Below are 24244 nucleotides of genomic sequence, written 5' to 3'. Positions count from 1 at the left end.
GGGTTCAGGTCAGGACGGTCGCCCCGCCTCGGTGGTGGAGACGTCGGTGCGGTGGAAGTTCAGGTACGAGCGGGATGCCGTCGGCCCGCGCTGGCCCTGGTACCGCGAGGAGTACTCCGCCGACCCGTACGGCCGCTCGGCCGCGGAGGAGAGGCGGAAGAAGCACATCTGGCCGATCTTCATGCCGGGCCAGAGCTTGATCGGCAGCGTGGCGACGTTGCTCAGCTCGAGCGTGACGTGACCCGAGAATCCGGGGTCGATGAAACCGGCGGTGGAGTGCGTGAGGAGGCCGAGGCGGCCGAGCGAGCTCTTGCCCTCGAGGCGCGCTGCGACGTCGTCGGGGAGGCTGACGAGCTCGAACGTGGAGCCGAGGACGAACTCGCCCGGGTGCAAGATGAACGGCTGGTCGGCGTCCACTTCGACGAACCGGGTCAGCTCGGGCTGGTCGACCGCCGGGTCGATGAAGGGGTACTTGTGGTTGTCGAACAGCCGGAAGAACCGGTCGAGGCGCACGTCGATGCTCGACGGCTGGACCATCTCGGGCTGGTACGGCTCCAAGGCGATCCGCCCGGCATCCAGCTCGGCCTTGATATCGCGATCGGAGAGAAGCACGGGGCCAGCCTACCGGGTGGGTGCACGGCGTCCGATCGCGGCCAGTCCTTTCAGTCCCAGCGATGATCCCGTCAGGAGAGACTTTGGAGTGCATGCAGAGCGGACGCCTCCAAAGTGAGTTCCGCCGACTGGATAGTTGCGGAGCGGGGTCCGGCAGTGGCTGGCCGCGTTGTGCGGCGATGTGGCGGCAAAGAAGGGTATGGAGGTAGTGGGCCCCTGAAACGGGTGGTCAGCTGGCCATCGCCAGATCACGGGAACGAATGCTCGATGCAGCCAAGGGAACCAGGACTGCCAAGGCAATTCCGCAGGCGGAAAGGATTGCTACACGCTCGTTCCCCAGCAGTGCCGCAATTGGCCCCACTGCCACCTGCGCGGCAGGGATCGCCGCGAACGCAATGAGATCGTCCCACGACGACACTCTTGACATCGCTTCGGTTGGAACTTTGGCTTGAAGTGTTGAATCGTAGGTGACATTCAGGACTCCGGAACCAACTCCTCCGGCGAAGAACATTGCGAGAAGCAACCAGAACTCATGGATCAGTCCGACCCCAAGTAGGGGGAGCACGATCAGCGAACCCATCAGCCTCCCAGTGACCAACGGCCTGGAGATCTGAAACCTGACAAGTGCTGCACTTGATAGGAGCGTGCCCAGAACTCGGCCTGAGAGCAGCGCTCCCCAGCTGGCCGCCCCCATGACCGGCGCCACGATGGCCGCGCCAAGGATCTGTACCGGTGCGACGTTGAGGGCATTGATGATTGCGAAGCTTATGCTCGAGATCCAGATCCACCGGGCACCCGAGAATGCTCTCCAACCTTGCTTGAGGCTCACCCAGACTGCGGTCGGTGCGCTAGGTCGATTTCCCCGCGGTATGAGAAGAAAACACGCGGCCGCCACAACCGACGAGATGGCATCCACTATGAGCGCCCAACCCCCTCCGACTGACGCAACCAGGATGCCCCCGATCATCGGACCCGCCACGCGGACGGCGCTTCTGGTTGTCGCCAGGGCCGCGTTCGCGCGTTGCAAATCGGCGTTCCCAACAAGCTCTGGGACGATTCCTCTAAGCGATGGGCCGCTGAAGGCAGAGGAGACCCCGATCACGACGCCGAACAGCGCCATCCACAGCAGTGAATAGTGCCCGCTGAGCAGCAGAGCGCCCATTCCCACCTGCATACCGGCGCTGACTAAGCATGTGGTGACAAGCAAGGAACGTCTCGTAAGCCGATCGGCGGCGACTCCCCCGAGGAGCATGAAAGCGAGGGTTGGAAGCAGGGTAGCTGTGGCCACGATGCCAGCATCCGTTATGGAATGCGACGCACCCAGAACGGCCAGCGGCACCACGATTGCTGTCATCGCACCGCCGGCAAGGTCAACGGTTCTTCCAATGAAGAATGGCACGAACGGACCGCGCAATAGCTGTTGGCGCTTCGTCGAATCGCTCTTAGCGAGAAAAGGCACGTCAGCCCCTTTCTGGTGATGCCTCGGTTCACTCGCCTACTGCGACCGGCTGTTGGACGCCATCAGGCTCTCAGCGACTTTGTTGAGCACTTCTTGGACGTCGTGTCCTGGAGGGTGGATGACCGCAAGGATCAGCACTCCCTTTTCTCCGATAGGAGGAGTGATCGGAACTACCGCTGTCGTGGCGTCGCTCCAGTACGTGACGTTCGCCGTTTCCAGTGCCTCACGAAGGGCGGCGACGGTGCGCACTCCCCAAGCGGATGGAGACGTCAGCTGCGTAACCGAGAGGTCTCCTTCTTTGACCTTCGGCAGCTTTCGTAGGACGGTGTAGAGGTGCGTCGACCCTGTGAACCGGTGGTTCACTTCCGTGAACGCGAAGTAGCCGTTCTGTTTGGCTATCGCGTCGGCGCTCAGATAGCCGCGACAGCCTAGTCGGTGATAGACCGTCGCTAGACGCCCCGCCGCCGCGAGCAGCTCGCTTGAGGGGTCGACTGCGCGGGTGGGTACTACTTCGCGTGCGAGACTGCCGTCTACAAAATGCAGCTCTCCCGAGGCACCTGCGCCTATCCCTGTCTCGTCGAGGAAGTATTCGACATACAGGGTGTCGGCTTGATCAATGTATCGCTCCACCACAACCGGGTACCGCCCGTTAGAAGATGCCCAATCCCACTGGTCCACCCAAAAGTCGGCCAGATCTTCCTGGCTGTGCACCACGGCTCGTCTTGAGTTTCCCGACCGCGTCCCTTGGACGCTCGGCTGACTTGTGAGAAGCAGGTTTCCTGAGCCACCACCCCCATGCGCCCGCTTCACCATCAGCGCCGGGTACCGCGCGAAGAGCCTGCGACTGTGAAACAGCGCTTCGTCCACCGTTCGGCAGGTGAACCCGTCCGGTATCGGCACTCCCGCCGCAGAAGCGAAGATACGAAATTGTCCCTTGTTGTTGAAGCTCTCAACCGCGTCCTGGGCGTATACCCGGTGGCTTTCCCATAGATGCGACAGACCCAATTCGCATAGGAATTGAACGACGAAGGGCGAGTTCCAAAGAGCCACAACGTCGTCTACGTGTCCGAGCTCTCGAACAGTCGAAATGAATCCCGCGTCGAGGAGAAGCTCGTGATCGAACATTCTGCGATTGAAGCGCCCGGCTCCAGGCAGAACAAGGAAACGTAAGGTCGATCGGTCAATCCCTTTAACGTCGGCGACGTAGCGAACAAAATCTTCGTCAGGCTCATCCATCAAGATGACAGCATCGCCATCTTGAACAAGCCACATCACGCGCTGCGCCCAGGATCGGACATCGACCTTGTGGACAATCGCGTCGTCCATGTCGTTCGCGATGAGCAGTCTCATGAGTAGTCTTCCAGCGCTCCCTCGCGCACGGTGTCGAGGGTAAAGCAGTGAAACCCCCCACCGAACAGCCGGCGATGCCGGTGCCGTACTGGGATGGGGGTGAAGCCGTGCGATTCGAGTTCTCGGATCAACCCTCCACACGCTTCGTTCACAAGCACTTCGTGCGGGGAGATCGAGAGCACGTTCAGGTCTATGTACGGGCTGGTCAAGACAAGGTCATCGTCCGTGTACCGAGGGAAGCTACTCGCATCAGGCTCGGGGGGAACGATGAATTTCCACTTCTGGAACTTCTCGGGCATCAGGTACTTGATGCCTGGGTGCCGGGCCAAAAAGACACCCGGTTTGAGGGCCAGAATCATCGAGTCGATATGGTTGTCGCTCATACGGTGAACGACGTGGATCCGGTATCGAGGTTCAAGATGTCGCTGCAGCCAACTCACGGCTAAGGCATGGTTCTCATTTGCAACGTTGATGATGATGTCACGCCCGAGCCGCAGACATTGCGCGCCGTCGAGAATCATCTCGAGGCCGACGTCGAAGGGGGTCGGCTGCGGTTCCTCGATGGGCTCTGTCGGACCGCCCAGAGTCGACTCGGTGTCTCGAGCGTAGGACAGGTCGAATGACGTGTCCGTCAGTACCGGGCGCGGCATGGTCGTCCAATCCGCACCGGCCCGAAAGTAGTCGGCGAAGACAGGCGCGAGTAGTCGCGTTTCAAGATAACGAGATCGGATGGCCGGAGGGGTCTCGATGATCTCAGACCCGACGATGAGAGTGTTGTCGCGGATGTTTAGCGCTGGTACAGGTGGGGCTTCCCACCCGAATCCTGAGATGCATGCGGCATTCGGAGGAAGAGTCTTGGGGCGCCGTACCGTCACCCCCAGCGCTGAGAGCGTTACAGCCAAGCTCTCCACGTCCTCGGAAAGCTCTTCGACGTACCGCTGCTTGATGGCCCAAGAGCGTCGCCCCGTGTCCAGTCGAGTAGCTTGCGTCAGGCGGGGGTAAGCCCAGTCAGACCGAAACAGATTCTCATGGAAGAACACATCGAAGGACAGTTCGCGGTCATGAGATGTGTAGTTTTCTGCGGAGCCAACGATGATTTCCTTTAGCGGGTCCCAGTCATTGTGCGTATTTACGGTTGTCAAAGCGGATTCCTCAATCGTGATGCTTCCATCGTCCTGACTGGCGTTTCGTCGATGTGCGGAGGCTCCATTGGATGGGAGCCTCCGCACACAGGTCAGGTGATGTGGTTGTACTCCATTGCAAAGCCTCCTTTCGAATGCTCCATTTGATGACCGAGCCTCGTTTTTCGACGCTCGGTGTCTATCGGCTCGCGACCAGCCGCCGCGGCGATTGGGTCGACAGCCGAAGACTCGTACCAGTCCTGGATCTGGCAGACGCCGGCTAGACGCTGTCGAATGCCTGCGCCGACTGTTGTCCGCACGCTATGACTCCCGCCTGACCGGAAGCGACACCATCGACCTCACTGTCGCGCTGTCGAGATGGGCGGCGCGGCCAGTGGTGAGGGTGCCCAAGAGTTCTGTCTCGACCAGTCGGCGAATCAGTTCTGCTCCCCACTGCTCTGCAAGCCTTCTCCCGAGACACAGATGCGGGCCAGCCGCGAAGGAGAGGTGACGGTTGGGAGAACGAAAGAGGTCAAGTTCATCGGGATCTTTGAAGTAGTCCGGGTCACGATTGGCGGAGGCCATGAGGGTCACAACGGTGTCACCGGGTTCAAGGTCGGTTCCCTCCACCTCGCAGGCTTGAACGACGAATCGACTGGTTGCCTGAGCCGGTGCCAGGAACCTCAGGAATTCGTTGGCAGCGATTAGTCCGGCTCCCGATCGCATGGCCTCACGAGCTTGGATCACCAAGTTCTGGTCACTCACCAAGAGACTGAATATCCCCGACGTAAGCGATGCGGCGGTACTGAAGCTCGCGTTCACCATTCCCGCAAACGTGTTGATCACGTAGTCCTTCGGGAACTTCTGCGCAAAGGCTTTCGCTGGAGCGAGCAGTGCTTCGACCCCGTCTTGCTCGATCCATTCGGCAGCGTACTTTTGCAACAGCGCACCGGCACGACGTCCTTCTGTGCGACGGGTCGGATCGAGTCCGCCGTCGGTCGCTCGCTGTAACGCCCGGTGACAACTCACATAGTCTTCAGCCTGAACTTGGTTGAGCCCGAACACTGTCGCCGTCAAGTCGAGAGCCGCCGGGTTGGCGACGTCGCGTACGAAATCGAAGTCGCCACCCGCGTTGGACAGCCGCTGGTCCAAGCGCTCCCCAACCTCCGCGCAGATCTGGTCTAGATCCATCTGACGCAGTGTCTGTCTGAATTTCTGCCGAAGTCCAAGCCTGTTAGGAGGGTCCTCGGTCTGGACGCTCCGGGGGATGTCCGGCGACGACAGCGAGGCGATCCGCTTCCGGTCCTTCGCGAAGCGAGAGTTGTCGCTTAGTACGACCTTGCAAGCGTGATACCGCGAGGCGACATAGCTCCTCATGCCCTCGTGCCAGTAGAGGCCAGGAACTGCCCTCAGCGCGGAATACGCGGGATATGGATCAGCGAGCGTATCCACGTCGAGTGGTTCGTAACGAGTAATTGTCGGTCCGAGTCGTCGAACTGCCACATTCTGCCAATCTGCAAAGACTGCCTTGCGTCGTGTGAGGGACACACTGGGGTGGTCGAACCCCACGTGGGGGCGCCGGTGACCTTCTACCGTTAATGACGCACTAACCGATCCGCTATGACGCGGTACCGCAGAGAATTCGCGAGCCTGATGACGGGGGGCAGCCCGCGGTTGCCGGTCTATGCGTGCGCATTGGGCGCTTCACTGCGGGCCGAATAGAGCGGGGATGCCGCGGGCATCCCTTCGCGCGCGAGAGACGGTTTCACCGGGTGCGATTGCTATTCGAATCGACCTCGATGAACAACAGGCCGCCGGCGTACCGATGATCATGGGCCGCCGCTTGCACCGATACCGGGTAGGGGTATATTGGTTGGCATGCAGACGATCGAGTACCAGGTGACCGGGATGACGTGCGAGCACTGCGAGCGGGCGGTGACCGAGGAGGTGACCCGCGTCGCCGGCGTGCGCGAGGTGACGGTCTCCTCGACCGACGGTTTGCTCGCGGTGTCGGCGGACGGTCCGGTCGACGACGCCGCCGTGCTGGCGGCCGTCGACGAGGCGGGCTACAGCGCAGAGCGTCGGTAGCGCGTCCCGTGACCACCCCGGCGACCGGCGTGACCGACCTCGAACTGGAGGTTGGCGGGATGACGTGCGCGTCCTGCGCGATGCGGATCGAGAAGAAGCTCAACCGCCTCGACGGCGTCACCGCGACGGTCAACTACGCGACGGAGAAGGCGCGCGTGTCGGTGCCAGCCGGCATGGATGCGCAGACCCTGATCGCCGAAGTGGAGAAGGCCGGCTACACGGCCGCCCTCCCGGCGCGGGAGCCCGAGCGGCCCGAGCGGGACGCCGACCCCGAGCTGTCCTCCCTCCGCACCCGCCTGGTCGGCAGCGCCGTGCTCGCCGCTCCGGTGGTCGTGCTCGCGATGGTGCCCGCCTTCCAGTTCACCTACTGGCAGTGGCTCTCGCTCACCCTCGCGGCGCCGGTCGTGGTGTGGGGCGGCTGGCCGTTCCACCGTGCCGCGCTGGTCAACGCCCGCCACGGGGCGGCGACGATGGACACGCTGGTGTCGATCGGCACGATCGCCGCGTTCGCCTGGTCGCTGTACGCGCTGTTCTTCGGGACGGCGGGGATGCCCGGGATGACGCATCCCTTCACCTTCGTCGCGAGCCCTTCGGATGCCGCGGGCGACATCTACCTCGAGGTCGCCTCCGGCGTGACGGTGTTCGTGCTGGCCGGCCGGTACGCCGAGAAGCGCGCGAAGCGCCGGGCCGGAGCCGCGCTGCGGGCGCTGCTCGACCTGGGCGCGAAGGATGTCGCCGTGCTGCGGGAGGGACGCGAGGAGCGCATCCCGGTCGACCGCCTCGCCGTCGGCGACCTGTTCGTGGTGCGCCCGGGCGAGAAGATCGCGACCGACGGCGTGGTCGCCGAGGGGGCGAGCGCGGTCGACCTCTCGCTGCTCACCGGCGAGTCCGCGCCCGTCGAGGTGACCGCCGGCGACGACGTGACCGGTGCCACCGTCAACGCGGGCGGCCGGCTCGTGGTGCGCGCGACCCGGGTCGGCGCCGACACCCGGCTGGCGCAGATGGCGAAGCTGGTGGGGGACGCGCAGTCGGGCAAGGCGCAGGTCCAGCGGCTCGCCGACCGCATCTCCGCGGTGTTCGTGCCCGTCGTGCTCGTGATCGCCGTCGCCACGCTCGCGGTCTGGCTGCTCTCCGGCTCCTCCCCCGCCGTCGCGTTCACCGCGGCCGTCGCGGTGCTCATCATCGCCTGCCCGTGCGCGCTCGGCCTGGCGACACCGACCGCGCTGCTGGTCGGCACCGGCCGGGGCGCGCAGCTCGGCGTGCTGATCAAGGGCCCGGAGGTGCTGGAGTCGACGAAGACGGTCGACACGATCGTGCTCGACAAGACCGGCACGGTCACCGAGGGCCGCATGACGCTCACCGCGGTCGTCCCGGCAGACGGCGTCGACGAGGGGCTGCTGCTGCGGCTCGCGGGCGCCGTGGAGCACGCGTCCGAGCATCCTGTCGCGCGTGCCGTCGCCCAGGCCGCCGGTGAGCGGACCGGGGACCTGCCGGCGCCGGAGTCGTTCGCGAACGAGGCGGGGCGCGGCGTCCGCGGCGTCGTCGACGGCCACCTCGTGCTGGTCGGCCGCGCATCCCTGCTGTCCGAGTGGTCGATGGAGCTGGATGCGGACCTCGCCGCACGCCGGGACGCCGAGGAGGCGGCGGGCCGCACGGTGGTCTGCGTCGCCTGGGACGGCGAGGCGCGCGGGCTGCTCGTCGTCGCCGACGCGGTGAAGCCGACGAGCGCGGAGGCCGTCGCCGGCCTGCGCGCGCTCGGCCTGACGCCCATCCTCCTCACCGGCGACAACGCGGCGGTCGCCCGCCGGGTGGCCGACGAGGTCGGCATCCACGAGGTGATCGCCGAGGTCCTGCCGGAAGACAAGGTGGACGCGGTGGCCCGGCTCCAGGCGCAGGGCCGCGTGGTCGCCATGGTCGGCGACGGGGTCAACGACGCGGCCGCGCTGGCGGCGGCCGACCTGGGGCTGGCGATGGGGACCGGCACGGATGTCGCGATCGAGGCGGCCGACATCACGCTGGTCCGCGGTGACCTGCGCGCGGCCGTGGACGCCATCCGCCTGGCCCGCCGCACGCTGGGCACCATCAAGGGCAACCTGTTCTGGGCCTTCGCCTACAACGTTGCCGCGCTGCCGCTGGCGGCGCTCGGGCTGCTCAACCCGATGATCGCGGGCGCGGCGATGGCCTTCTCGAGCGTCTTCGTCGTGGGCAACAGCCTGCGTCTGAGGCGGTTCCGGGCGCGCTGACCTCGAACGGGATCGGCGAACCGGCGTCATAATCGACCGCTTCGCCGATCTCTCAGGTGGACGCAACCCGAATGCGCACTCCCACGCGGTCCCCGAAACCGCGCGCGGCATCCGCCGGACCCGAAGACCGCCGGATCGCCGGGCGATTCGTTGCGCCCTGAACCCGAAACCAGACGCAACGGAAGACAGCTGCCCTATGAACTCCACCGTCCTGCGGACGGCGGCCCGGCCGATCGCCGCGCTCGTCGCCGCTCTGCTCATCCTCGCCGGCGTCCTCGCCGGAACGACCGCCGCGCGCGCCGCCGAGATCCCCGGCGCCGTCACCTCGGTGACCACCGACAAGTCCTCGTACGGCTACAGCGAGCGCCTGCGGCTCGCTTTCACCTGGGCCGTTCCCGACGGGAGCCGCCCCGGCGACACCTTCCAGCTCGCCCTGCCCGATGAGCTCGCGGCGGTCAGCCTGGCCCGGTTCCCGCTGACCGCGCCCGACGGAACGACGGTCGCCGACGCGGTGTGGAACGGCAAGACCGTCGTCTTCACGCTGACCGACTACGTCGCGAGCCACGACGCGGTCTCCGGCTCCGGCTACCTGACCGTGCAGTGGGACCACAGCGTCGTGACGGAGACCGGCGGTCCCGTGATCCTGCGGTTCGGCACCTCCGTCAGCACGGTCACGATCGCGCCCAAGCCTCAGCCGACGCCGTGCACGACGAACTGCGGGCCTGCGCCCGTCCGCACCGAACGCGGCCTCTGGAAGGGCGCGAGCTGGGCCGACGGCGCCTACGAGGGCACCCGCGACCCGAAGGACAACATCAATTGGACGGTTGAAGTGCCCGGCGACCAGACCGGGCTCGGCGGACCGGTGGATGTCGTGGACGCGCTCGGCGCCGGGAGCGTCGTGGACTGCGCCAGCATCCGGATCACCACCCGGAACAGCCTCGCGGGCGGGGCGCCGACCAGCCAGCTCTCGCCGTACCGCTACACCCTGACCTGCTCGGACACCGGGTTCCACCTCGTGATCGACACGGTCGGCGCGAGCGAGTTCATCGACATCACCTACAAGGGCACGATCACCGATCAGAGCGCCGGCAACTACGGCAACGAGGTGACGATCACCGCGCCAGGCAAGACGTGGACCAAGACGACGACCATCAAGCGCACCGCCGCCGGAGGCGTGGGCGGCGGCGTCCAGAGCGTCTCCGTCGGCGACTACGTGTGGCTGGACACCGACAGGGACGGACTGCAGGGAGCGGACGAGAAGGGCATCGCGGGCGTCGTGCTGCGGCTGACCGGCCCGGACGGCGGACCGGTAACCGACGTGAACGGCACGCCGGTCGGCCCGGCCACCACCGACGCGAACGGCCACTACCTCTTCACCGGGCTGCCGGTGCTCGGCGCGGGACAGCACTACACGGTGAGCATCGACCGCGACGCTTCCTCCGCGGCACTCAGCGGGCTGCTCCCGACGGTCGCCGGCGCCGGCGCCGACCGCGCGAAGGACAGCTCGACCTGGTCGGCCGTGTCGGCGTCGCTGACGACGAACAACGCCTCCGACCTGACGCTCGACTTCGGCTTCGTCGCCGCGGTCGACCCTACGGCGCCGAACGGGACGAACGGCGACCCGGCGGGTCCCGCGGCCCCAGCCACTCCGACGGTCCCGGGCTCCCCGGCACCGTCGCCCGCTGCCGTGCCGGCTGGATCGACGGAGACGCTCGCGCACACCGGATCGGATGTCACGCTCCCGCTGACCGCCGGCCTGGTGCTGCTCGTGCTCGGCGCGGCGGGCGCCGTCATCGGCGCAGTCACGGGTGCGCGCCGGCGCCGCGCGGGCTGAGCGCGCGCGACCAGCGCAGGTCCGACTCGGGCGTCGCCTCCACCCACTCGCCGTAGGTGTGGTCGCGGCCCAGCGGGCAGTCGCAGCGGACGGTGATGCGGTCACCGGTCAGCCGTGACCGGTAGACCTCGGTGTGCGCGGCGATCAGCGGGAGTCCGGAGTAGGTGAGGTCCATGCCCAGCCGCCCTTCGTCTCGACCGCGTGCCGCGCTGCCTTCCTATCAACATCCCGCCGGCCCGGCGCGGGACTTCACCCTCGGATTCACCCTGACGGCGAGGGAACACGGGGAGACCGTTCGGATAGTGAACGCCGACGGGCGCCGAGAAACAATTTCCGGCAAGTCGCGTCATAATCCGTATAACAGACGATCTCTTCTATGGGTGCGTGACCCGAACGCGCACCACCGGCGGTGCCCGAATCGCCGCCGGAACCGTCGACGCAGACCCGAAGCGCCGACAACGGGAAACCCGAACCCCGCTCGACGCCGAGAGCGCCCTGCCGTCCGACGGCGGGCGCTCTCGGCGTGCACGAGAAAGACCTGTGATGCCCGACACCGTCTTACCCGCCGCTCCGCCCGACAGCGCGGCGCTTGTCGCCCTGCTCGACCGGCTGCGACCCGGCGACTGGCTGGCGTTCGCCTCCGACGACACGCCGCTGGCCCACGGCACCCCGACTCTCCGCGTCGATGCGCCGCTGGAGCATGTCGCCGGCGCGGTCCTGCCCCTGCTCCCGATCAGCCGGCACACGCACGACCCGCTGCTGCGGTGGACCGCGGCGGAGGCCGACCCCGACATCGCCGACCTCACCTACGCCATGCAGGGTCTGGCGAGCGACGGCTCCGGTCGCCGGATGACCGCGGCCGCGATCGACGACACCCTGCTGCGCGGCGGAGTGGACGCGGTCGACGCCGCGATCCGGGTGCCGTGGCACGGTGTCCCGTTCCACTTCCTGGTGTGCGTCGGCGGAGGCGCCCACCGGCCGACCGACCTGACGGCGCCGCAGCCGGCGCTCGCCGAGGCCGGCTGAGTGGAGAGGCCGCGGCGCGTGCGCGAGGAGGACACCATGGATGCGGTGCCGGAGGAGTCCGACACCGCCCTCGTCGCGTCCGCTCGCGACGGCGACGAGGAGGCGTTCGCCGAGCTCTGGCGCCGGCACGCCGCCGCCGGGCGCACGGTCGCGCGCTCGTTCAGCACGGAGGACCCGGACGACGTCGTCGCCGAGGCGTACCTCCGCATCCTCGCAGCGGTCCGCAACGGGAAGGGGCCGACCACCGGTTTCCGCCCGTACCTCTTCACCACGATCCGCAGCGTCGCCGCGGGCTGGGGGCAGCGCCGGCGCGAACATCCGCTCGAGGACGCCGAGGCCATCCCGGACCCTTCCAGCACCGAGGCGGCGAGCATGGAGGCGCTGGACCGCTCGCTCACGGTGACCGCGTTCCGCTCCCTGCCCGAGCGCTGGCAGGAGGTGCTCTGGTACACCGAGGTCGAGCAGATGACCGCGGCCGCCGTCGCGCCGCTGCTCGGCCTCACGGCCAACGGCACCGCTGCGCTGGCCTACCGGGCGCGCGAGGGGCTGCGGCAGGCGTGGATCCAGGCGCACATCGCGGCGAGCCCCGAGGGCTCGGAGCACCGCTGGACGACCGAGCGCGTCGGCGCCTACAGCCGGGGTGGACTCGGCAAGCGCGACACCGCGCGCATCGAGCGTCACCTGGCCGAGTGCGCCAAGTGCAGCATCGTCGCGGCGGAGGCCCGCAACGTGGGCTCCCGCCTCACTCTCGTGCTGCTCCCCCTGCTGCTCGGCGTCGGCGGCGCCGCGGCGTACGCGGCGACCGTTCGCGAGGGCGCGGCGGCGACCGCGGCGGCGGCGACGTTCGCCAAGGTGAACGCTCCAGCGGCCCCCGCCGCAGCGCGCGGAGTCCGGAGGCTGGCGACGCGTGCCGGACGCGCGGGAACAGTGACCGGGACCGCCGTCGCGGGCGTCGCCGTGGCGGCGGGGATCGTCGGGGCCGTCGTGCTCGGGCCGCAGCTCTTCGCGTCGTCCCGCCCCAGCGGAAGCGACACGACGTCGGCGGCGGCGCCGGCCGCGGAGGCCCCGGAGCGGCCGGCCGCCACGCAGCCTTCGGCGCCCGCGCCCACGGTCGTGCCGGCCCCGGTCGTCCCTTCCGTCCCGTCGGTCCCCTTCGTCCCGGAGCAGCCGGAGACCGCGGCGCCGCCAGCGTCCGAGTCTCCGAAGGCGTCCACAGCGCCCGTCGCGACGACCCCCGCGAGCCCGCCGAAGACGACCCCCGTGCCGCCCGCAGCGCCTGTCGTGCTGTCGACCTTCCCCGTGGATTGGGTGACGGCGGCCGCGACCGTCCCGCTCGCCGGCACCGGCATCCCCGGCGCGACCGTCTCCGCCCTGGCCGCGGGCCGCTCGACGCCGCTCGCGACCGGGACCGTCGCGCCGGACGGCAGCTGGTCCCTCACCCTGGACATCTCCGGCCTCGCCGACGGCAGCTGGACGCTGGACGCCGTCCAGACGACAGCGGACGGCACGTCGACCCCGGCGGCATTCAGCATCGCGATCGACCGAACGGCCCTCGCCCCCGTCATCCTGACCGTCGACACCGGATCCGGCGCCGAGGCGAACCGGCTCGCCCCCGTCATCACGGGCACGGCCGAGGCCGGTGCGACCGTCGAGCTCGCCGATGACGGCAACGTCGTCGCCACCGTCACCGCCGACGACACCGGTCGCTGGAGCTCGCCGGAACTCGTCAGCATCCCGGTCGACTACGCCATCACCGCACGCCAGACAGACCGGCTGGGCAACGTCTCGCCCGACAGCGCGCCCGTCACCGGCAGCGCGCTCGTGCCCCAGGTGACGGCCTCCGGCGCGCCGGGGACGGTGTCCATCAGCGTGCAGGGAGAGCCGGGCACGCTCGTCGAGGTGTGGGCCGACGGCACCGCCTCCCGCTTCACCCTCACCCTGGATGCGAGCGGACGGGCGGACGCGATCTACGGCTGGACGTCGGGCGGCCACCGCATCGGAGTCGTCGCGGTGTACGGAGACCGGCACGGCGTGCTCAGCGACGTGCCGGTCACCCTCCCCTGAGGCTCTGCGACCTCACTCGCGCTCCACCATGAGGTTCCGGTCCAGGGCCACGGCGATCGCCTCGTCGCGGGTGGAGGCGCCGAGCTTGCGGTACACGCTGCGCAGCTGCGACTTCACGGTGTTGACCGAGACACCGAGCTCGGCCGCGATCGCCGCGTGCGAGGGATGCTCCAGCAGGGCGTTCAGCACCGCCGTCTCACGTCTGGTGAGCGTCTCCTCGGCGACCTCGGGCAAGAGCGGCGCGAGGCGGTCGAGCGCGAGCGACTCGGCGTAGCCCGCAGCCGCCAGCGCCTCGGACACCCGCGCGAAGTCGGACGCGGCCAGCAGGCGCAGCGGCAGGCGCAGGCCGGTCGCCGTGAGCAGGGCACCGAGGTGGTCGACGATCGCCTCCGCGCGAGGGCCGGTCGAGAAGCGGAGCAGGGCGGCCGCCTCCAGCGCCGCGGCCTCCGCCAGCTCGCGCGTCGACAGCTCCGCCGTCGACGCCGCCCGGAGTTCGGCCAGCGCGGCGCCATGCCGACCGAGCACGAGCTCGATCCTGGCGTGGCCCAGCTGCCGCGCGACCGCCCGGGTGGCGTCGCGCTCCAGGACCGCGACCGCCGCATCCGGATGCCCGAGAGCGAGCTGCAGGGACGCTCGGAGGGGCGCGAAGGCGCTGCGGACGGCGATAGTCCGCGCCTCGCGGCCGTGCGCCGCCGCCGCGTGGTCCAGTGCGGCGAGCGCCCGACCCGGATAGCCGGAGACCCAGTGCAGCATGGCCGTCGCCGCGGCGGCAGCGACCCAGATGGGACCGGAAGCCCCGCCCGCATCGGGCTCGGGCTCCGCCGCACGGCGTGCCGCCTCCCTCCGGTCGGCCGATTCCAGGGCGAGGACCGTCTGCGCGGTGTCCAGCAGCACGGCATCCGCCCCCGCGAGAACCGGGGACAGCTCGCGCGCCTGCACCGCGTAGGCGCGGGCGTTCGGCAGGTCGCCGTCCACCGCATCCAGCAGGGCGAGTGCCGCCAGCAGCCCCGGCGTCGCGGCCCTGCCGGCCAGCTCGCTCACCAGCACGCCCTCCTCCAGGGCCTCCTGGGCCAGCTGCGTCGCGCCCGACGAGAGCAGGGACATGCCGAGGTGCGCGTACACGTCCTCCAGCTCGCGGGCCTCCGACGGGTCCGACGGGGCCGAACCGTCGAGCGCGGTGAGCGCCGCGCGTGCCGCCCCGACCGCGCCCTCCATCCGGCCGAGTCGCCGCTGCACGTCGGCCTGGGCGCCCAGGATGAGCGCGCGGTCGAGCGGCGGGAGCGGGCCGCCCGGCGAGGACGCGGCGGACTCCGCCTGCGCCAGGCGCCGCAGCGCGTGCGCCCGGCGGGCCGGGATCGACACCTGCGCGTGTCCCAGCAGGGCCGACAGGAGCGGGCGCCGGTCGAGCTCCGGCGGCGGCACCGGCTCCAGCAGCGGCGCGACCTCGTGCGCGGGCCCCGAGAGCAGCGTGAACCAGCCGCTCCTGGCCGCCGAGACGGCGTCCTCGTAGGCCCGCGCACGGACCGCCCGGTGCAGTTGCGACCAGGCGCGCGCGAACGGCTGCGCCTGATCCGTTGTGTTGTCCGCTCGTTCCACGAGCTCGTCCTCCGAAACCTCCGGACGCGCGACGGCGCGACGAAGCGCGCGTCGGCGCGTCGGCTCCTCGCCCCGATCGGGGCATGATCGAGCCGGCGCGGCACAGGGCCGACGCCGAGGGAGGGACTATCCGGGGCTGACCTCGTGGTCGCCCGGCGGAGCGGAGCGGGGGATGACGGAGGGCGGCGACGGCCTCAGCGCGGCTGGGGCAGAGGCAGGCGTCCAGGCGCCGTCGACGTCGGCGGTCGGACCGGAGCCCGACGAACCGGACGAGCCGAGCGAGCCGCCCGTGGAGGCCGGCGTATCGCTGATCGGGCCCGGCGCGGGCGCGGTCGGCGCGGGGTCCGCGGTGGCGGTGGGCGAGACCAGCGGTGGGGTGGCCGCCGGGTGGAGGGTGACGGCTTTGCCCGCGCTGCCCGATGCCGCGACCGGCGCGGTCGGCGCAGGGGCGGCCGCGGGCTGCGCAGGTACGACCGCGGCCGTGTCGAGTGTGCCGACCGCCGCCGCGTCGCCGCCGCCATCGATGCCGGAACCGGAGGCGTTGCTCGGGATGCTCGGGGCCGAGCCGTCCCCGTCACCCGGCGACGTCGGCGGCGTACCGGTGCCGCCGCCTCCCGAGACGATGCCGGTCACGCCCCCGACCACCTGGTCGACGGCGCCGACGACGGGCGCGGTGACCGAGCCGGTCGGGGTCGCGCCGAGCAGCCCGGAGGTCACGGAGCCGACCACCGGGAGCGAGGTCACCGTCGAATCCACAGCGCCGGTCACCGGCGTCACGATGGAGCCGACGAGTCCGCCCGAGTCCGATCCGCCGCCGAGCAGCGAGCCGACGCCCTGCGTCACCGACCCGAGGAGGGACGGCGGCGTCGGCCGCTCGTCGGCCTGCGCGGCCGAGGTCTGGGTGAGGAGCCCGATCGCCGTGAGCACGGCCGCGCCGGCCAGGCCCAGCAGGGCGACCCGCAGCACGCGCGCGGCGGAGGACGGCGCCTCGCGCTCGTCGACGTCGCGCACCTGGTCCCCTCCGGTCTCCGCTGCCGACGAATATACCGGGGTTACCCAGCAAGCGCGCCTACGCTTGGGGCATCTTGGGCGAACCGCCCGCATCCTCGGCTGGGAAGTCGTCACACTCAGCGGAGGAACAGCATCACTGCATCCACTCTCGGTCCCGTCCTGCGGACGCGGCCCCGCACCGAGGGCCGCAAGCCGGTCACCAGCACCTACAACGAGCTGCTCGCCCGCGTCCGCGGCGAGGGCCTGCTGGAGCGGCGCCGCGGCTTCTACATCGCCATGTTCGCGGTGCTCGTCACAGGGCTGCTCGGCGCCGTCGCCGGCTTCATCCTGCTGGGCGACTCCTGGTTCCAGCTGCTCATCGCCGCCGCGCTCGGCCTCATCTTCACCCAGTTCGCGTTCCTCGGCCATGAGGCGTCGCACCGCCAGGTGTTCGCCTCCGGCCCCACGAACGACCGGGCCGGCCGCCTGATCGCGACCTGGCTCGTCGGCATGAGCTACCAGTGGTGGATGACGAAGCACACCCGCCACCACGCCAACCCGAACACCGAGGGCAAGGACCCGGACATCGCGTTCGACACCATCTCGTTCACCGAGACGGACGCGGCACGGCAGCGCGGCCTGCTCGCGGTCATCACGCGCCGGCAGGGCTACCTCTTCTTCCCGCTCCTGCTGCTGGAGGGCGTCAACCTGCACGTCACGTCGATCCGCTCGCTCCTCTCCCGCGGACCGGTCGAGCGCCGCAGCACCGAGCTCGTCGCCATCGGGCTCCGCCTGTCGATCTACGTCACGATCGTCTTCCTGATGCTCCCGGTCGGGATGGCGTTCGCCTTCCTCGGCGTCCAGCTCGCCGTCTTCGGCGTCTACATGGGGGCATCGTTCGCGCCGAACCACAAGGGCATGCCGCTGCTGCCGGCCGGCACCCGGGTCGACTTCCTGAACAAGCAGGTGCTCACCTCCCGCAACATCCGCGGCGGCTGGTCGATGAGCCTCCTCATGGGCGGCCTCAACCACCAGATCGAGCACCACCTCTTCCCGAGCATGGCCCGCCCGCACCTGCGCCGCGCGCGCCAGCTGGTGCGCGAGCACTGCGCAATCCACGACATCCCGTACACCGAGACCGGCCTGGTGAACTCGTACCGGATCGTGATCCGCTACCTCAATCGCGTCGGGCTCGCGGCGCGCGACCCGTTCGACTGCCCGGCGGCGGCGCAGCTGCGGCGGGTGTAGCTTCCGCCCTCCGGTGATTTTGCTAACTTCAAGCTAGTAAAGTCATCGAGGGCGCCCTGGGCGCCGAGCGGGAAGGACATCATCCATGGCAGCGGTCATCACTGGCGCATCGTCCGGGATCGGGAAGGCGTTCGCGGAGCGCTACGCCCACGACGGCCACGATGTCGTCCTCATCGCACGACGGCGCGACAGGCTGGACGCTGTGGCCGACGAACTCCGCGAGCGCCACGGCGTGCGGGTGGACGTCATCGCAGCCGACCTGTCCGACGACAGCGCAGCCGACCGGATCGCGGCTGCCCTCGAGGCCGCTGGGACACGGGTGGATGTCCTGGTCAACAACGCCGGATTCGGCGTGCACGCCGATGTGGCGGAGTCGGACGCCGCAGCCCTCAGCCGGCAGGTGCAGGTCAATTGCGGCGCGGTCGTCGCCATGACGACGCGGATCCTGCCGGGGATGCTCGCCCGTCGCGCGGGGACCATCGTGAACGTGGGCTCGACCGCGTCGTTCCAGCCCGTGCCGCACATGGCCGTCTACGGCGCTTCGAAAGCGTTCGTGCTCTCGTTCACCGAAGCGCTATGGGAGGAGCTCCGCGGGACCGGCGTCCGCGTGATCGCCCTGTGCCCGGGGGCCACCGAGACCGAGTTCTTCGAGACCGCGGGCGAGGCCGCCAAGACCGGGCGGGCACGCGGCGCGGACGACCTCGTCGACCACTGCCTGCGCAGCCTGGCGACGAGCAAGTCGAGCACCGTCCACGGTTTCGAGAACGCGCTGGTCGCCCGTGTGCTGCCCCGGCTGATTCCCCGCAAACTCATGACCGCGATCGCAGGACGTGCGACGGGGCTCCCCGCTCAGCGCCCGGCGGACGCCGTCGCCGGCTGACGGCGACGAGCACGCCGGAGGAGGCGCGCTCCCTGCGAGATCACGACAACTCCGGCGATCACGATGAGGCCGCCGACCAGCTCGGCGGGCAGCGGGATCTCGCCCAGCCAGACCCAGGCGATGAAGACGGCGATCGGCGGAACGAGGTAGAGCAGGGAGGTCGAGATCGCCACCGGGAGGCGGCCGACCGCGTAGCCCCAGAGCACGAACCCGAGCGCGGACGGCAGTAGGCCGAGGTAGACCGCGGCGATCCATTCCGTCGGCGATGCCTCGACCAGCCGCCCCCACCCGAACGGGACGAGGGGCAGCGTCATCGCTGTACCGGCGACCATCGTGTACGTCGCGACCTCGAGGCCGCTGTACGTCTTCAGCAGCGGCCGCTGCAGGGGATGGTAGATACCCTGCACGACCATCGCCGCGACGACGATCCAGACGGAGGCGGACAGGGACACGCCCGCGCGCGCGAGGCACACGACCGCCACCCCCGCCAGGGCGATCAGGCTGCCGACGACGGTGAATCGCGTGACGGGTTCGCGGAAGAGCAGGAAGGCGACCGCCACAGAGACGAGCGGTGCTGCCGCGACGATGATGCTGGCAGTACCCGCCGGAACGTGCAGCTCGCTCTCATTGAGGAGCAGCTGGTAGGCGGTCATCCCGAAGAATCCCGCGGCGACGATCCAGCCGAGGTCGCGCGGCCTCGGGAGGCGGACCCGCTTCACCGCGGCGAAAGCCAGAAGCGCGATCATGGCCACCGCGAGTCTGACGAACGAGAGCCCGATGACACCGAAGGCCGGCGCGGCCACCTGGATGGCGGGGAAGGCACTGGCCCACAGCACGACGACGGCCAGACCGGCGAGCACTCCGCGATTTGCTTTCACTCTCCAAGGGTGATGGGCTTATGAGTACAGCACAAGTGAATAAATATGACCCAATAACTCAGTCTGCTTTAGCTTTTCGGAACGAAGGCCCCGATGACAGCTCGCGCGCTTCTGATTCGAGCCGAGACTGCTAAAGTCCATAGATGATCGACGTACGCAAGCTCCGGATGCTCGCCGAGCTGGATCGACTGGGGACCATCGCGGCCGTCGCCGAGGAGCTCCAGCTGACGGCGCCCGGCATCTCGATGCAGCTCTCCGCCCTCGAGAAGGAACTCGGTGTCACCCTCACCGAGCGCCAGGGGCGGCGCCTGGCGCTCACCCCGGCCGGGAAGCTGCTCGCCGAGCACGGGCGGGATGTTCTCGACCGGCTCTCGCTCGCCGAGCTCGAGGTGGAATCCCTCCGGCTCGGCACGGCGGGCACCTACCGGCTGGCCGCCTTCCCCTCGGCCGCCCGCACTTTCGTCGCCGACACCTGGAGGCGCCTGTCCGAGGACTCCGGCGTCCAGCTGACCCTGAGCACGCCCGAGCCGGCGGAAGCCCTCGCGAATCTGCTCAGCGGGCTCTCCGATGTGGCCGTCGTCCACTCGTACTCCAATGTCCCGCGCCGCCTCCCGGACGGCCTGGTGGGCCGCCGGCTCGAGAGCGAGCGGGTCTGGCTGGCGATCCGCGCCGACGACGCAGCCGCGGCTCCCATGGTCGACATCGCCGATCTCTCCGAGCACGCGTGGGTGGCGCCGCAGGCCGACCTGACCTGCTACGAGATGGTGGATCGCGCCTGTGGCCTGGCCGGCTTCCGGCCGAAGGTCGTGGCCGAGAGCGTCGATTTCGCCGCGCAGCTCGAACTCGTCGCCGCGGGAGCCGGTGTCGCGCTCGTGCCGGGCCTCACCGTATCGTCCGTCCCCGACGGTGTGACGCTGTGCACGCCGACACTCCCGCTCCAGCGCCACATCGACGTCGCCTACCGCTCGTCCCTCCGCGGCGACGCGGGAGTGGAGCGCATCGTCGAAGTGCTGGCGGCGACCGCGAAGGATCACGTGCGGCGCACCCCGACGGCGCACGCCTGAGTCAGCCTGCCGACGACTCCAGCTCCGCGATGTCCGCAGCGGTCGACGTGCGGCCGCCCATGCACAGCGCCGCCAGCAGCGCCAGGGCGCCCGCCGCGGTCATCACCGCCCAGGCGGGCGCGAACACGGCCGCGGTGTGCGCGCCGACGGCGGTGACGGCCACGAAGCCGGCCACCCCGAGGGCGGAGCCGATCTGGCGCCCTGTGTTCAGGATGCCCGCGCCGGCGGAGTACTCCGCGGCAGGGAGGCCGGCCGTCCCTCCCGCGATGAAGGACGTCTGCGCGACACCCGCGCCGAGCCCGGTCAGCACGATGCCCGGAACATAGCCCCACCACAACGACCCCGTCGGCACCAGGACCGCCAGCCACCACGCGCCTCCGGCCGCGAACAGCGCTCCTCCCACGACGCCGAGCGTCCGTGGCGTCAGGGGCAACCGCCCCGCCACCAGAGTGGACGCGACGGCCGCAGCCGGTCCGGCGCCGAACGCGAGCCCCGCGAGCGCGGGAGGAAGGCCGAGAGCGCCGGTCAGCACGAGCGGCGCACTGACCAGCATGATGCCGAACGCAGCGTAGAAGAACAGCATCCCCACCGAGGCGAAGCGGAAGCCGCGCGCCGCGAAGACCCGGAGGTCGACCGCCGGCACGCGCGCCCGGCGGCTCCTCCAGACGAAGACGACGGCGAGGATCGCTGCAGACCCGGCGGCGATGCTCAGCCCGAGGACGGTCGTGCCCGGATCGGAGCTGTACGAGACGACCCATACGAGGAGTCCGGCCGACAGCGCGAGCGCCGCAGATCCCAGGAGGTCCGGGAGACGTCCGCCTCGGCCGGGTTGCGCGCGCACCCTCCCGACGAGGGCGAGAGCGGGGGCCGCGAGCACCACCGTGACCAGGAAGATCCACCTCCAGCCGAACTGGACCAGCAGCCCACCGGCCGTCGGACCCAGGGCGGCGGCGATCGAGCCTGTCGCCGCCCAGATGCTGACCAGCCGCTTGTGGTCGGCGGGTGGGGCTGACGAGAGCAGCAGTCCGAGGCTGGTGGGGATGACGGCGGCCGCACCCGCACCCTGCACAGCCCGGGCCGTGACAAGGATCCAGAGCGACGGCGCCGCAGCGCAGACCGCGCTGGCCACGGCGAACACGACGAGCCCAGCTGTGAAGACCCGCTTGCGGCCGATCGTGTCCGCGACGCGTCCGAACGGAACGAGGAGAGACGCGAAGGCGATCCCGTACGCGTTCAGGACCCACGCCAGCTCCCGCGCGCCCGAGCCCGGGAACGACGCGCCGATGGAACCGAATGCGATGTTCACGATGAACAGGTCGAGGGACGCCAGCACGCTGCCCGTGACCACCACGAAGAACGTCAAACGCCTGCTGCGCTGCGCGGGGGCGGTGGCGGGACCGCTCACGAGACACCCCGACCGCCGGACGCCCGCGCCAGGGCGAGCGCGAGCACGGCGAGCGCGAACCCGCACGCCGCCGCGACCGCCCACGCGATGTCGAAGCCGAGGATCGACTGCCCGGTCGCGGCGAGCGACGTCACGATGACCGCGACGCCCACGCTGGCGCCGATCTGGCGGGCGGTGTTCAGCACTCCGCTCCCCGCGCCGGAGTGCTCGTCGGGGAGGAGCGCCGACCCGGTCGCCAGCAGGTTCCCGATGGCGAGTCCGATCCCGACCCCACCGGCGATGAGCTGGGGAAGCAGGACCGTGGCGTACTCGACTTCGGCGCTGCGCATCACGATGCCCCAGACCATACCTGCGCCGAAGACGAGTCCCCCGGCCGCGACGAAGACGATCGGGCGCACCCTCCGCCCGAACCGTCGCAGGATCGCCGTCGTGACCGGGACCATCAGCGGGCCCGGCGCCATGGCGAGACCGGTGAGGACCGGCCCGAAGTGCCAGACGTTCTGCAGCCAGAGGGAGTTGGAGAGCAGCATGATGCCGAAGCCGGCCGAGAAGATCAGCATGGCGGCGTTGACCGTCGGGAATCCGCGGAGCCGGAACAGCACAGGGGCGATCAGGGGGTTCGCGTGCTTGCGGGAACGGAGGACGAACAGCCCCGTTGCGAGGACGAGCACCAGAACGACGATGGCCGTCGTGAGGGTCAGACCCTGGTCCGGGAGCTGCACGATCGATGCCACCAGAGCAGCGACCGCGATGGAGAGCAGGAGGGCGCTGAGCAGATCCGGATGAGGTACCCCCGCCCTGCCGGGGAACTTCGGCGCGCGTACGGCCGTCAGAACGATCGCGACGATCCCGATCGGCAGGTTGATGAGGAACACCCATCGCCAGTCCAGGGTCACCAGCAGGCCGCCGATCGTGGGACCTGTCGCGGCGGCGAGAGCGCCGACCGCCGCCCAGTCGCGCACCGCGTGGGCGCGGCGCTCCGGTTCCGTGACCCTCAGCAGGAGGCTCAGCGAGGCGGTTGTGACCATCGCCCCGCCGATCCCCTGGAGGACGCGGAAGACGACGAGGACGACGAGGTCCGGGGCGACCGCGCACAACGCGGAGGCCAGGGTGAAGACGATGAGTCCCGCCTGAAAGATCCGCGTGACGCCGTAGCGGTCCGCGGCACGCCCCGCGACGATGAGCAGTGCGGCGAGGGCGATGGAGTAGCCGTTGATGACCCAGGACAGGCCGCCGAGCGAGCTGCCGGGCAGGTCGCGGCCGATCGCGGTGATCGCGACGTTGACGACCCACAGGTCGAGGTTGCTCATGAAGACCGCGATGAGGACGACGGCGACCGCCGCGCGCCTCCGCCCCGTCGAGCGGTCAGGGGCGACGAGAGAGGCTTCGGCACTCACCAAGCACCCCGTCCTGTCGATGCGACGCGCAGGCGGACGGCCGCGGCCGAGAGCAGAGGCACTGTGACCCCATGCTGCTCAGCGAGGCCGACGAAGTCTCCGATCACCGCCTCCCCCTCGGTGGGTCGCCCCGCCCGGAAGTCGCGGAACAGCGAGGTCGTGAACGGCGAGTCTTCCGCCGTGAGGACCGATCGGACCCGCGCGGCCGCATCGGCGCGAGCGGCGTGACCGGCCGCCTCCAGCACGGCCAGCGCCTCGTCGACGATCCTTCCTTCCGCGTCGGGACCGCCGCGGACCGCCGCGATGTCGCCGACGGAGCCGCCGAGGAGGACGCCCACCGCTCCTCCCGACGCCATGAACAGCCACTTCTCCCACATGTCCTGCACGATGGTCTCGGACGTGCGGCTCGCGAATCGTGCGGGGGCGAACGCCTGCTGGATCCCGGAGACGCGGGTCGAGGACGAGCCGTCGAGCTCGCCGAACCGGACCATCCCCCCGGGGACGAGCTGCCGGATCGCACCGTCGGGCGCCGGCTCGGTCGCGACTTCGCACACTCCCCCGAGGACGCGCCCTGCCCCGAAACGGTCGACGAGCCGGGCGACGTGGCTCATGCCGTTGAGCAAGGGCAACACGACCGTGCCGTCACCGACGGCGGGCGCGATGTCGTCCATCGCCCCCTCGAGCGACGAGCCTTTCACCGCGACGAGGACCACGTCCCATGGCTCGGCGAGTTGCGTCGCCGTCAGGGCGCGGACGGGGACCGTCTCGCGGGAGCCGTCCGGCTCCACCAGGGCGAGCCCCGCTCCCGCGAGACTGTCCGCCCGTGCCGGCCGCACCAGGAAAGCCGCATCGACTCCCGCCTGAGTCAGCCGCGCCCCGAAATATCCACCGACAGCGCCGGCGCCCACCACAAGGATCCGCACTCGTTCCACCTCTCTCGACTCGACCCCGATGCGTCGAGTTTAGCTTTCTTCGAGAAAGCTTGGTGG

The 24244-nt window shown here is 69.7% G+C and carries 20 protein-coding genes; 8 read left to right on the top strand and 12 right to left on the bottom strand.

Going from position 1 to position 24244, the window contains the following annotated elements; genetic code table 11:
- Positions 1-9 precede the first annotated feature (9 nt).
- The 5 genes from dcd to P5G59_RS06915 all read right to left on the bottom strand — a co-directional run bounded on the left by dcd (position 10) and on the right by P5G59_RS06915 (position 5733).
- A complete protein-coding gene (dcd, locus tag P5G59_RS06935; protein ID WP_175336849.1) occupies positions 10-612 on the bottom strand; it encodes a dCTP deaminase in 603 nt (200 codons plus the stop codon).
- Positions 613-841: 229 nt separating this feature from the next.
- The gene (locus P5G59_RS06930; RefSeq protein WP_301217280.1) at positions 842-2071 is read right to left on the bottom strand and encodes an MFS transporter; all 1230 of its coding nucleotides are present in this window, start codon (positions 2069-2071) and stop codon (positions 842-844) included.
- Positions 2072-2107: 36 nt separating this feature from the next.
- Positions 2108-3421, bottom strand: a complete 1314-nt coding sequence (locus P5G59_RS06925) for a preATP grasp domain-containing protein (RefSeq protein WP_301217278.1) — start codon at positions 3419-3421, stop codon at positions 2108-2110.
- Positions 3418-4563, bottom strand: a complete 1146-nt coding sequence (locus tag P5G59_RS06920; protein ID WP_301217276.1) for a hypothetical protein — start codon at positions 4561-4563, stop codon at positions 3418-3420. Before P5G59_RS06920 ends, P5G59_RS06925 begins: the two co-directional genes overlap by 4 nt.
- Positions 4564-4863: 300 nt before the next feature.
- A complete protein-coding gene (locus tag P5G59_RS06915) occupies positions 4864-5733 on the bottom strand; it encodes a cytochrome P450 (RefSeq protein WP_301217274.1) in 870 nt (289 codons plus the stop codon).
- Between the two features lie 687 nt (positions 5734-6420).
- On the opposite strand from P5G59_RS06915, the gene P5G59_RS06910 reads away from it, so the two are divergent.
- The 3 genes from P5G59_RS06910 (at position 6421) to P5G59_RS06900 (ending at position 10707) form a co-directional block, all read left to right on the top strand.
- Positions 6421-6630, top strand: a complete 210-nt coding sequence (locus P5G59_RS06910; RefSeq protein ID WP_301217272.1) for a heavy-metal-associated domain-containing protein — start codon at positions 6421-6423, stop codon at positions 6628-6630.
- An 8-nt stretch (positions 6631-6638) separates the two neighbouring features.
- Positions 6639-8873, top strand: a complete 2235-nt coding sequence (locus tag P5G59_RS06905) for a heavy metal translocating P-type ATPase (protein WP_363324678.1) — start codon at positions 6639-6641, stop codon at positions 8871-8873.
- A gap of 196 nt (positions 8874-9069) precedes the next feature.
- Entirely contained in the window at positions 9070-10707 is a 1638-nt protein-coding gene (locus P5G59_RS06900) for an SdrD B-like domain-containing protein (protein ID WP_301217270.1), read from the top strand.
- Here the strand turns inward: P5G59_RS06900 and P5G59_RS06895 are convergent.
- Positions 10676-10882, bottom strand: coding sequence for a hypothetical protein (locus P5G59_RS06895; protein ID WP_301217268.1), 207 nt, complete (start codon positions 10880-10882; stop codon positions 10676-10678). The two genes, P5G59_RS06900 and P5G59_RS06895, sit on opposite strands and share 32 nt — an antisense overlap.
- 368 nt (positions 10883-11250) lie before the next feature.
- On the opposite strand from P5G59_RS06895, the gene P5G59_RS06890 reads away from it, so the two are divergent.
- Positions 11251-11733: a hypothetical protein gene (locus P5G59_RS06890; RefSeq protein WP_301217266.1), complete on the top strand. Its 483-nt coding sequence runs from the start codon at positions 11251-11253 to the stop codon at positions 11731-11733.
- 18 nt (positions 11734-11751) lie between these two features.
- Positions 11752-13797, top strand: a complete 2046-nt coding sequence (locus P5G59_RS06885; protein WP_301217264.1) for a sigma-70 family RNA polymerase sigma factor — start codon at positions 11752-11754, stop codon at positions 13795-13797.
- 12 nt (positions 13798-13809) lie between these two features.
- Here the strand turns inward: P5G59_RS06885 and P5G59_RS06880 are convergent, their stop codons facing one another.
- Positions 13810-15393, bottom strand: coding sequence for a helix-turn-helix transcriptional regulator (locus tag P5G59_RS06880; protein ID WP_301217262.1), 1584 nt, complete (start codon positions 15391-15393; stop codon positions 13810-13812).
- Between the two features lie 126 nt (positions 15394-15519).
- On the bottom strand, positions 15520-16404 hold the full coding sequence (locus P5G59_RS06875) for a hypothetical protein (RefSeq protein WP_301218832.1): 885 nt from the start codon (positions 16402-16404) through the stop codon (positions 15520-15522).
- 132 nt (positions 16405-16536) lie between these two features.
- Between P5G59_RS06875 and P5G59_RS06870 the strand changes: the two genes are divergently transcribed.
- Entirely contained in the window at positions 16537-17631 is a 1095-nt protein-coding gene (locus P5G59_RS06870) for a fatty acid desaturase family protein (protein ID WP_301218788.1), read from the top strand.
- 85 nt (positions 17632-17716) lie between these two features.
- Positions 17717-18511 (top strand): SDR family NAD(P)-dependent oxidoreductase, encoded by a 795-nt coding sequence (locus tag P5G59_RS06865; protein ID WP_301217260.1) that lies wholly within the window; start codon positions 17717-17719, stop codon positions 18509-18511.
- Here P5G59_RS06865 and P5G59_RS06860 read toward each other — a convergent pair.
- Complete coding sequence (locus P5G59_RS06860) at positions 18481-19389, bottom strand: DMT family transporter (RefSeq protein WP_301217258.1); 909 nt, start codon at positions 19387-19389, stop codon at positions 18481-18483. The two genes, P5G59_RS06865 and P5G59_RS06860, sit on opposite strands and share 31 nt — an antisense overlap.
- A gap of 143 nt (positions 19390-19532) precedes the next feature.
- Here P5G59_RS06860 and P5G59_RS06855 point away from each other — a divergent pair, with 143 nt between their 5' ends.
- Positions 19533-20453, top strand: coding sequence for a LysR family transcriptional regulator (locus tag P5G59_RS06855; protein ID WP_301217256.1), 921 nt, complete (start codon positions 19533-19535; stop codon positions 20451-20453).
- A 1-nt stretch (position 20454) separates the two neighbouring features.
- Here P5G59_RS06855 and P5G59_RS06850 read toward each other — a convergent pair whose 3' ends face one another.
- Genes P5G59_RS06850 through P5G59_RS06840 form a run of 3 tightly spaced genes read right to left on the bottom strand, consistent with a single transcriptional unit; the run spans position 20455 to position 24163 of the window.
- Positions 20455-21858 (bottom strand): MFS transporter, encoded by a 1404-nt coding sequence (locus P5G59_RS06850; protein ID WP_301217254.1) that lies wholly within the window; start codon positions 21856-21858, stop codon positions 20455-20457.
- Positions 21855-23255: an MFS transporter gene (locus tag P5G59_RS06845; protein ID WP_301217252.1), complete on the bottom strand. Its 1401-nt coding sequence runs from the start codon at positions 23253-23255 to the stop codon at positions 21855-21857. The genes P5G59_RS06850 and P5G59_RS06845 overlap by 4 nt, the downstream gene beginning before the upstream one ends.
- Entirely contained in the window at positions 23252-24163 is a 912-nt protein-coding gene (locus tag P5G59_RS06840) for a 2-dehydropantoate 2-reductase (RefSeq protein ID WP_301218786.1), read from the bottom strand. Before P5G59_RS06840 ends, P5G59_RS06845 begins: the two co-directional genes overlap by 4 nt.
- Between the last annotated feature and the right edge of the window lie 81 nt (positions 24164-24244).

The organism is Leifsonia virtsii, from assembly GCF_030433675.1.
GTDB classification, from domain to species: Bacteria; Actinomycetota; Actinomycetes; order Actinomycetales; family Microbacteriaceae; genus Leifsonia; species Leifsonia virtsii.
Note: the sequence above shows the minus strand (reverse complement) of the source record. Positions and strands in the feature narration are given on the sequence as shown.